7 protein-coding genes and 1 pseudogene are annotated in these 8,299 nt (G+C 41.2%); 1 reads left to right on the forward strand and 7 read right to left on the reverse strand.

Annotation, left to right across the window (positions count from 1 at the left end; genetic code table 11):
• Positions 1–21: 21 nt before the first annotated feature.
• The 4 genes from G4P69_RS34115 to cysH all read right to left on the reverse strand — a co-directional run bounded on the left by G4P69_RS34115 (position 22) and on the right by cysH (position 5,542).
• Positions 22–861, reverse strand: coding sequence for an SDR family NAD(P)-dependent oxidoreductase (locus G4P69_RS34115; RefSeq protein WP_208354340.1), 840 nt, complete (start codon positions 859–861; stop codon positions 22–24).
• 590 nt (positions 862–1,451) lie between these two features.
• Positions 1,452–3,287: an APC family permease gene (locus G4P69_RS34120; RefSeq protein ID WP_208341578.1), complete on the reverse strand. Its 1,836-nt coding sequence runs from the start codon at positions 3,285–3,287 to the stop codon at positions 1,452–1,454.
• Positions 3,288–3,413: 126 nt separating this feature from the next.
• Positions 3,414–4,724, reverse strand: coding sequence for an exonuclease subunit SbcD (sbcD, locus tag G4P69_RS34125; protein ID WP_208341577.1), 1,311 nt, complete (start codon positions 4,722–4,724; stop codon positions 3,414–3,416).
• An 89-nt stretch (positions 4,725–4,813) separates the two neighbouring features.
• Positions 4,814–5,542 (reverse strand): phosphoadenosine phosphosulfate reductase, encoded by a 729-nt coding sequence (cysH, locus tag G4P69_RS34130; RefSeq protein ID WP_208341576.1) that lies wholly within the window; start codon positions 5,540–5,542, stop codon positions 4,814–4,816.
• A 152-nt stretch (positions 5,543–5,694) separates the two neighbouring features.
• Here cysH and G4P69_RS34135 point away from each other — a divergent pair, with 152 nt between their 5' ends.
• The gene (locus G4P69_RS34135; RefSeq protein WP_208341575.1) at positions 5,695–5,850 is read left to right on the forward strand and encodes a hypothetical protein; all 156 of its coding nucleotides are present in this window, start codon (positions 5,695–5,697) and stop codon (positions 5,848–5,850) included.
• 225 nt (positions 5,851–6,075) lie between these two features.
• Here G4P69_RS34135 and G4P69_RS34140 read toward each other — a convergent pair.
• From G4P69_RS34140 to G4P69_RS40340, 3 genes and pseudogenes are all read right to left on the reverse strand, one after another.
• Positions 6,076–6,486 (reverse strand): annotated as a pseudogene (locus G4P69_RS34140) (two-partner secretion domain-containing protein); the annotation flags it as partial.
• A 130-nt stretch (positions 6,487–6,616) separates the two neighbouring features.
• On the reverse strand, positions 6,617–7,726 hold the full coding sequence (locus tag G4P69_RS34145) for an RNA-guided endonuclease InsQ/TnpB family protein (RefSeq protein ID WP_208341574.1): 1,110 nt from the start codon (positions 7,724–7,726) through the stop codon (positions 6,617–6,619).
• 252 nt (positions 7,727–7,978) lie between these two features.
• Positions 7,979–8,173 (reverse strand): two-partner secretion domain-containing protein, encoded by a 195-nt coding sequence (locus G4P69_RS40340; RefSeq protein ID WP_208341591.1) that lies wholly within the window; start codon positions 8,171–8,173, stop codon positions 7,979–7,981.
• Between the last annotated feature and the right edge of the window lie 126 nt (positions 8,174–8,299).

The following is an 8,299-nucleotide window of genomic DNA, read 5'->3' on the forward strand; positions in this document are numbered from 1 at the left end:
TTTACTTATTTGTCCAAGTTGTCACGCTGTTAATCTTACTGTTAGCTGCCAACACCAGCTATGCTGACTTTCCCAGACTTTGTTACTTTTTGTGACGAGTTTTCTACTTACAAATCTTACGACAGTAGCCATGATCTTATTTTTCAAACCTGGGATGACAATAGTTTTGTTTGCCATTAGGCCATCATAGCCAATCTTAGCAACGGTTGCTGAATCCATTAGCCTCAAAGAACTAGCAGGCTTTGATTTTTCCATGCCGGGTGTTTGTTGAAATCCAGATGATGTTGGTCCTGGACACAGAGCAGTTATAGTGACACCTGTACCCTCTAATTCGTTGGCGATCGCTTCTGAAAATGATAAGATATAGGCCTTAGTTGCAAAATAAACTGCCATTAAAGGTCCAGATTGAAAGGCAGCTGTTGAGGCGACGTTTAATATTTTGCCATAGCCTTGCTTTACCATGTCTCTGAGAAACAACTTTGTTAGATGGGTGATGCAAACCACATTTACTTGTAGCATTTGCAATTCTGTGGGTAGATCAGTTTCGTGAAAGAAACCATAACTACCAAATCCAGCATTGTTGACTAGCAAATCTACTTTAATCCGTTCTTGTTGTAGAATCGTAAAAATTTCTTCTGGTGATGTTGGAACAGATAAATCAATAACAATTATTTTTACAAATACCTGATACTGTTTTTCAAATTCGTTTGCAATTTCATTAAGCTTTTCTCCTTTTTTATCTACGACAACAAGATTGTAACCTTTGTATGCAAATAGTTTAGCTAATTCGTACCCAATTCCACTACACGCTCCAGTAATTAGAGCTGTTTCTTTGCGTTCCTCTTGATAGGTTGTAGTCATAATATAGCAATCCTATTTCATTGATGAACTTTTTGTCAGGATATAGCATACGCATTTATAACTAACGAGACTACGCTCAGCTAAAAAGTATTGAACAACACTTATTTTTTGTAGACATATATCTACTTATATGTGTTGACAAAACGTTAATCCTTTTTAAGGATATCTATAAAAACCGAAATATTGCTATTTAAATTTAAAATAAATAATACGAATTCTCTAAAACAAAATAACAGATATGGTGTAGGGGCAAACGGCGTTTGCCCTTAGAGGCTATTTATAAAGTAAATCTTAAGCATCGTTAGCACCAAAAACCTTTAATTTGCGTAGGTTGGGTTGAGGAACGAAACCCAACATTTTTAGGATTTTGTTGGGTTTCACTCCGTTTAACCCAACCTACAGAGTCTTAATGTTTACTTTATAAATTATCTCTTAGAGGATGTTTTAAAAATTGGCAGTTAAGTAAAAAAAGCTCTCAGGGCTAATCGTGCTTAATAAGTAAACACAACAGCATCACTGAGAGTATATAAGTAAATCAATTTTGGCAGATTCTTAAGCAACTTTAAAGTTAAGTCAGTATTATCTGTCTATTACAAATAATACCTAACAGTGGTAACCACTCGACTTTTGTGCGCACGTAAAGCTGTCTTCAAAAACAAAGTTGTTTGGTTATGCAATAGACCTTCCCACCAATTACGTGGTACAAAAGCGGGAATAATAACGGTTGTAAAAACGCCAGAATGACGTTCTTCAAAACGACTTACGAAATCGAGAATTGGCTCAATAACGGAGCGATACGGTGATTCGATAATTTCTAAAGGAATATCCGCCTCTAATTGTTTCCATTTTTCTTGTAGTTTTTCACGATCTGAAGAACCAATATCTACATGAACTGCAACAATTTCATCAGCAATGGTACGTGCATAGTCCAAAGCTTCTACCGCACCTCGGTTCAGTTGTCCAATAACAACAACTGCTGGGTGAGTAACAACTATTGGTTTAGGTCGAGGAAGATAATTTCTAGGCGGGAGTCCCTGAAGACTGAGACGTTCTGCTACGTATTGATAGTGACGGCGAATGACTAAAAATAGGCAGACAACCAAAGGAATCGCCACCACTACTAACCAAGCTCCTAACAGGAATTTGGTTGATATGATGACCCCTAGAACCACTGCTGTGGCAATGGCTCCTAACCCGTTCATAAAAGCGCTAGAAAGCCAACCAGGTGTTTTCTCTGTGAACCATCGGCGTACCATTCCTGCTTGAGACAGGGTGAAGGAAGTAAATACACCGACTGCGTAAAGGGGAATGACTGCATTCACTTGCCCTTTGAAGATAATTACCAAAACCGCCGCACAAATGCTGAGGAGAATAATCCCGTTCGAGTAGACTAAGCGATCGCCCAACAGTGATAACTGTCGTGGCAAAAATCCGTCGCGCGCTAAAAAGTAACAAAGTCTGGGAAAGTCAGCATAGCTGGTGTTGGCAGCTAACAGTAAGATTAACAGCGTGACAACTTGGACAAATAAGTAAAATGGTCCATTGCCGAGAATTATCCTACCCAACTGAGAAACCACTGTTTGTCCTTCTTGAGGAATAATGTGATAAATGTGGGACAGGTAAGTGATTCCTACAAACATGACCCCTAGAATTGACCCTAGGTAAAGCAATGTCAGTCGAGCATTTTTCCACTCTGGTTGCTTAAAAGCTAAAACACCATCAGAAATTGCTTCTACTCCTGTCAGTGCGGTACACCCAGCAGAGAAGGCTCTCAAAATAAAAAATAAACTGAGCCCTTCTGTAACGGGAAGATTGGGAGATGCTAGCGGAATGTGTCCAGTGGCTTGTTGAAACAAACCAAGGGCAATCAACACGAAAATACTGGCAATAAAAGCGTAAGTAGGAATCATAAATATCCTGCCTGATTCCTTTACGCCTCTAAGATTTGCCAGCATCAACAGAAAAATGAAAATCAAGCACAGACTTACGGTAAAAGGGCGCAGTGCTGGCAATGCTGAAGTCAGGGCTGCTGTCCCCGCAGATATACTGACGGTGACTGTCAATATATAGTCAATCATTAAGGAACCCCCAGCCACCAGCCCTGGATAAATACCGAGGTTTTCTCTGGCTACAATGTAGGAACCTCCTCCTTGTGGATAGGCTCGAATTGTTTGGCGATAAGAAAATACTACTATCACCAGCAGGATGATAATCGCTACAGCAATGGGTAAAGATAGAGCTAGAGCGCTACTTCCTGCTGCTACTAAAACCAGTAGAATCTCTTCTGTAGCATACGCAACAGATGACAAGGCATCTGAAGAAAGAACAGCCAAGGCGGCAGCATTACTTAATCGTTCTTCAGCGTGAGCACTTGTTGGTAGTGTTCGACCAAGTAAAAATTGCTTGATTTGAGGGTAGAAGGACATACAACGTCCGTAGGGCAAGTGTTTTTGTTTCCTTGCTTGGTGAATAAATCCTTATCCACTAAGCAAGGAATATAGCAATTTTGGCAGATTCTTAACCAGTTACGCTACAATTTAAGAATTTCCAATTTAGAATAAACTTCTCTGAGTATCTACACCACCCACCAATAGCTGATTTTCAAACTTCTGTTCATCACCTGCTGCGAAGATGCTAATTTCTTCTTCATCTGCTAGCAATTTGTGTGCAGCTTCCATCATCGAGCCTGCGATATCTTTAAGATCTTCACGGTTGTTTAAGTAGCTTTTTAAAGCTGCGATTGGATCAATGCTGTTACTCGGACTCAGTTCAGGAATGCGAGGTCTGGCCAACTGGCTTACTAATTCTGGTTGAATAGTATATGTGTGCGCTACACTTAAGGCTTGATGAAGTAGAGAACTGTCAATAAGGTCTAATTGCTCGGAACAAAGTTTGTAAATTAACCTGACCACTGCATTTTGAATATCGTGCTTGGCGATCGCCTTCATGATTGCTGCTTGTGGATCTTCTACCTTAGATACATCCACCTCAATTGTGCGAAAAGCCCGAACTGGTAAGGGGCAAAATTCCCAGTGAACATGACCCCTCTCTAGTTCTATCATCACATAGCCTTTGTCTTCCTTCTCTTCACTAAAATCCACTCGTTCAATACTTCCTGGATAAATCACTGGAGGGTTATTAGATTTATTCAGGTTTTGGTGACGGTGAACGTGTCCCAGCGCCACATAGTCAAAGTACGAACGCGTCAATAAAGATAAAGGAATTGTAAAGCCTCTCCCCACCGCTAGAAAGCGCTCGGCTCCAAAGTTAGCATTATCTGCCATCATATGACCTAAAAGAACTGTTGGGACATTCGGGTCAAGACGGCGAATTTCTCCTTCTAAAACAACTTCCAAACGTTCTATTAATAATTGGTTAACTTCGTCCATTGATTGACCTTCAGTTTCTTGACGCGTCATCAATGCGGAACGGGTTAGCCACGGGAGCGTGAGAACTTGTACTCTTCCGTTACGAGTTTCAATCTGGTGAGTGGCTAACTTATCTCCCACCACAAACCCAGGTACTCCTAAAGTACGGTAAATACAGAGGCTTGCTCCTCCTTGTCCTTGGGAATGTTGGTCATGGTTTCCTACCAGCAACACAGTGGGTATATCAGCATCCACTAAGCGCCGAAACTGACCAGCAAAAGCTTCTTGTACATAAGGCGGCGGTGTGGCGTTGGGAAAAGCATCGCCTCCAAAGAGTACCATATCAACAGGTTCAGCTAGAGCTTTGTCAATACATCGTGATAAAGTATTGACAAAATCCTCCAATCGTGTATTTAACCCAGTCTCAGGATTAATTCTTCCGTGGGAAAAGCCGCTTCCCATATGGACATCCGAAAGGTGGAGGATTTTAATCATATTTGTCCTTGTTCCTAATTTGTGAGCTATTAGTGGTTATTTGTACAAAAAATACGAATAACCACTAACCACTAACAAATAGCAAATAACTAAATATGAATTCCACATTCTGTTTTTCCAGTACCGCGCCAGCGTCCAGCGCGCTCGTCTTCACCTTCACCTACCCGGGTGGTGATGGGTTCATCGCCAATGCTAGGATAACCTTGGTCATGTAAGGGGTTATAGATCACGCCATACTCAGCTACGTAAACCCAGCTGTCTTTACGTGTCCAGTTTGCTAAAGGATTAACTTTCAGACGATTATTGCTATCTAGTTCAAATATAGGCATGTCGGCGCGGGTTACTGCTTGATCGCGGCGACGTCCAGTAATCCAAGCAACGGTGTTAAGTTCAGCTAGACCTCTTTGGAGAGGTTCAATTTTGGTTATATGGTGGAACTTAGCAATATCTGAATTCCAAAGAGCTACACCGTGTTTAGCAGCAAAAGCTTCCCGACTGTCTACATCTGGGGTTTTGTAAACTTTTAAATCTAGGTTGTAAATTTCCTTGGCTTTCGCAACAAGTTCCAAGGTTTCGCGGAAGTGATACAGTGTGTCGAGAAATATTACAGGGGTTTGCTGTTTGAGTTCGGTGTAGAGTATATGGGTGATTACCAGATCATCAACGTTGAAAGCACTGGTTTGTACCAGTCCAGTCGGGATGTTTTTGGCTGACCACGCAAGAATATCTCTTGGATGAGCATTTTCAAATTCCCTATTGAGTTGCTCTAAGTTTAACTGGGCAGTTTCGGCAGTAAATGGCGTAGCAGCTGAAATCATAACTTCTTGTGTCTATTTGTTTCTTAGCTGGAATAAAAATAATATTATCACCAAATAGGTACATAATCCTCCCGGAATTATGTACTAGTTGAGTGGGGGAAATACTACAGTTTTGGAATGGGGTATGGGGCAATGGGCATGGGGCATGGGGCATGGGGATAAATTTCGGGCAGATGTTTTACCTTGCAGGACAACTGGTTGGAGTGCTGTTGGATGTAGTGTTGGATAGAGAAGAAATGAGGGTGACTTCCCCTTTACCATTGAACACCCAGCCAGTGGCAGGGACAATTGCTATTGGTTTGGGTTGAGTTTGAGCAGCGTGAGTCGTGGGTTGATTTTTCTGTGCTGTAGTAAGTGGGAGACGAGTATCTGTCCAGATTGCGTCAGAAGTTAGGGGTTCATAAGGGCTGGGTGCTAAACCGCCGCGTCCCGTTATAACGAAGTTGCTACCACCTGCTTACTGTTCCATCTCCAGCGATCGCCCTTGCATTAATAGTAATATCGCCACTATTTCCCGTAGCTAAATCAGGACTATTCTCTGCAAATACAAAACTGCTATCCAAGGTTATTTCACCACCAATCAGCGCTAAGGTGCTAGCAGAAGCAATACCCAACCCATTCACCAGATTACCTTGCGAATCTCGGCTGACTGCTTGGCTTGTAATACCTCCAGGTTGTAAACCAAACTGTAAGCCAATGGGCGCAGTGATAGTTAACAATGGCGGTGCTTGGGGATTTGTGGCACTAAATAATAATCCATTTGGAAAGACAAAACTATTTGCTGTTGTTGCCACAAATGAACCTCGTAAATCCAAACGGGCATTTTGACCAAATAAAATACCATTGGGATTGAGAAGGAATAAATTTGCACCACCTTCAACACCCAATGTCCCGAGAATATTTGAGCTTTCCTTGCCTGTCACTCGCGTGAGAATATTCTGTATCCGTTATATAGGACTTACCCAAAGTTACCCAGAGCTAGACATATCGTCCTCGTCTAACTGAACTTTGGCGCTTACTTCCTGCTTCATTCTGGCAACGTCGGCGTTATCCAGTCCACAGGCTCACCCCTGCTTAACTAGCGGTGTTGTACGAATAGTTTTTCAAATTAATTGCAGCATTCAAATCACGGTCAATATTGAAGTTGCAATGCTCACAATCGAACACTCTTTCACTCAATGAGAGTGTTTCTTTTTTGGTTCCACAATTAGAGCAAGTTTTACTAGAAGGAAACCATCTATCAACTACAACAAGCTGGGAACCGTATAACTCGCATTTATAGGTAAGTTGACGACGGAACTCATAAAAGCCCATGTCAGATATAGCTTTTGCCAGCTTACGGTTAGCCATCATCCCTGACACGTTTAAATCTTCAATCACTACTGTGCTGTGGTTGTGGGCTAATAGTGTTGTCAATTTGTGTAATGTATCTTTCCGGATGTTGGCTATCTTTCGGTGTAGTCTAGCTATTTGCAATTGTGCTTTTTTCCAGTTAGCAGAACCGATGATTTTATGTCTGTGTAACCATTGTAGCCTAGATAGTTTTGCCTCGTACTTTCGATATGACTTAGCTCCCTCTATGACTTCACCGGTGCTAAGCGTAGCTAGGTTTTTAACTCCTAAATCAACGCCTACGGTAGAGAAAAAATAAAACCAAGTATCCTCGGTTAACGATTGTTGGTCAAACCTAAAGCTAATAAACCATTTATCGGCTTGACGGCTAATAGTAACCGATTTAGGTTGAACTTGAGGAAGTCTCTCATAAGTCTTGAGTACACCAATTCTAGGTACTTGAATTTTATTATTCCCTAAAATTTTGACTATACCTTCTAACGTAAAAGAATCATGTTTACCTTTTTTCTTGAAGTTAGGAACTCCAGAAATTTTATCAAAGCAACGTTTCCAAGCTTCCCGCAAAGCTATTAATGCGTTTTGTGGAGCAGATTTAGAACTCTCGTAATACCAAGGATTCTCAGACTTTACCAAAGCTACCAACCATTTATGTAAGTCAATAGCAGTAGGAAACTTGATTTTATCCAGTGGATTAGCTTTGTTATGGTCGAGGATTTGTTTAGTCAGTGACAATCCCCAATTCCAAGCATGTCTGGCGACTCCACAATGCTTTATCAGCTCTGTACGTAGAGTATTGTTTAATTTCAATTCAGTCTTAAAACCTAGTAGCATGGTAAATTTTTAATCCATTCTCTAACGGCTTGAGATTTTGTCCAACCTTCTTTTGAGGCATAATCTGTTAATTTCTTCATTTCGTCTTCGGTTAATTGGACATTTAGCCATTTGTCTCTATGTCTCATAAACTTCTTAAATTCAATACCTAAAGATTACCTGCTTTTTCCCAGCACTCTAAGTGATGAAAACCGTATACAAACCGAACAAGTTACCCATAATTGGCTAAGTATGGGTAACTTTGTCGAAGGATTAAGTTACAGTTTCAAACCCTGTGGGATTGGCAAAATACACTCTTTGCCCATTGTTAATATTGAACTGGCCAAAACTGTGAAACAGGTTGCTCCCTCGTTTAGCACCACCTTCGACGCGATCGCCTAATGCCCCATTAACTTGTACATTCGGTGTCAGAGTCGATCTCTCTACCCCCAGTGTGCTATCCGGAATAACGCTCTTCTATGACTCTGGCGAGAGAATAATCAAGGTGACTGGAAATCGTGGCTACACAAACAAAGTCTGCTTGGGTGACTACCCTAAAACTAGGGTTTCAAATTTATTCTGGCGAGAGTAATA

The sequence above is a fragment of the Aetokthonos hydrillicola CCALA 1050 genome (assembly GCF_017591665.1).
Classification (GTDB): domain Bacteria; phylum Cyanobacteriota; class Cyanobacteriia; order Cyanobacteriales; family Nostocaceae; genus Aetokthonos; species Aetokthonos hydrillicola.